Here is a 1,896-nt window from a genome sequence, read left to right on the forward strand (position 1 = left end):
TGCCAACTGTGCTTATACTATTCTTTATTTGCAGATTCAATTAATTTATCAAATTCAGTTACAATATTATTGTCCAAAAATTTATTTTTATAAAAAACCGATATTGTTTTAATTAGTAGTTCTATGACTTTATCCATATAGACTTTTTGAGTAAATAAGTTTTTAAAATCATTAAGTTTATTTTCAGAATCTTTATAATGTGTAGTTAGTTTGAAGAAAATATCATCAATAACAGCTTCTCCTTCAAAATTTTCAGGTCGCGTTACATCTTCTGAATTTAATTTATTTATTTCAGATTCTCTAATTTCTGATAGCCTAGTAGTATATTCTAAACCTACATCATCATTTGGGTTTACTATAAGCGATAAAGTGTCAACAAGAGAGTAGGTATTTTGAATTATATCATCTGAAATTAATGCTAGAAGATTTTCTGTTACTGTTTCAGAGTTAATAGAAAATTTCAAAATACTATAAACATCAACTAATTTATTCGGTGATAACATTAGCCAATCTTGAGATTTAGGGAACTTCTTGTTGTATGCCACGTGAGTTTCAAAAAACGCTCTATCCCAAGTTAAGAAAACTGGTTCTAGAGGATGGACTTGCACATCATCATCCGCTAGGAATTCCAACATAACACTATCATTATTCCGAGTGAAATTTGATTTTTGTTTGTAGAGTTTTAGTAAAGAATCGCCAAAAATTTTATTTGCTTCTTCAATATCATAATCCTTTTCTATTTTCTGTTGTTCAATTTGAATTTGAGAAAGTGAATTGACAATGATAGAGTGAAATGATTTATAGCCACCTCGTTCTCTGAATCCAAATTTTTCAAGAAAATCTCTAAAACCAACATCATCGCATATATTATCTGTAGACTTTAAAAAACTATAGAAGTTATAAAAAATATTTCTAGAAGAACCAAGGTTTTTAAATTGAGGTATTAAAGTAAATGGTATTAAATTAAAGGCGTCAGTTATGTGATTTTGCATCTCCCAAATATATCTTTCAGAAATATGAAGTTTAATGTTTTCACTTTTTGCAAACTCAATTAAATTCTTCGTGGCTCTATAAAAATAATTTTTAAACTCTAGTTTAGGATTAAAGTAATAGCACAAGCTATTTAAACCAACAGCAGTATCAATGAAAATCTTTTTTTTGTTATTTAAGTAGGTTTCAAGGCGAGAATTTTCAATTCTACTTGAATAAACTTTACTAGCAGCAATTTTTTGAATGAATTTGTTATCAATGCAAAATTTAAGAAGTTCTTTTGATAACTCTTTCGATTTACTTTTACTTTTTAATTTGACCTCAATAAATTTTAGAAAATCCCTGCACATACTAAATATGTGGTATTCTTCATCATTTTTTAAAGCATCGGATAAATCAGTATTGAAATTATCTATGTATAGTTGTTTAAGTTGTATAATATAATCATCAATCTCTTTTTCTTGATTATACTTGGTAAGAATTTCATTTACATTTTGAATAAACAGTTTTTTTTCTAACTCAAACTCTTCGTTTCTTGAACCCAATCTATTTTTTTCCTCACTCGTCAGACTGTAATTTCCTAACGATTTGTCTTTTCTAATTCTTTTTTCAGACAAGAATCTATTTAATAATTTATCGTAAAAAACATTGTTTTCCTTTACCTGAAATTGATTTTCACAAGCTTCTTTTACTTCTTCTTTTTCAAGATTTTCATTTTTAAAGAAAAGTTGTAAAACGAAAGAATCAATAATTTGAGTTTTAAATTCAGTAGGTTTTCCAAATGATAAAAGGTCGTAAAGTAGACTGTTGTCAAATGAACTATTGTCAACTTTGAATTTGTCTAATTCGTTAATTTTATAAAGTTCAGATTGAATTTCAATAATGTTTTCAGCTTCTTCTGCAATT

At 26.8% G+C, this 1,896-nt stretch carries 1 protein-coding gene; it reads right to left on the reverse strand.

What is annotated here, in order from left to right:
• Positions 1 to 17: 17 nt before the first annotated feature.
• A partial coding sequence (locus CXF67_RS18235) for a hypothetical protein (protein WP_180957948.1) occupies positions 18 to 1,896 on the reverse strand: 1,879 nt, incomplete at its 5' end.

The sequence above is a fragment of the Psychroflexus sp. MES1-P1E genome (assembly GCF_002836055.1).
Taxonomy (GTDB): Bacteria; Bacteroidota; Bacteroidia; order Flavobacteriales; family Flavobacteriaceae; genus Psychroflexus.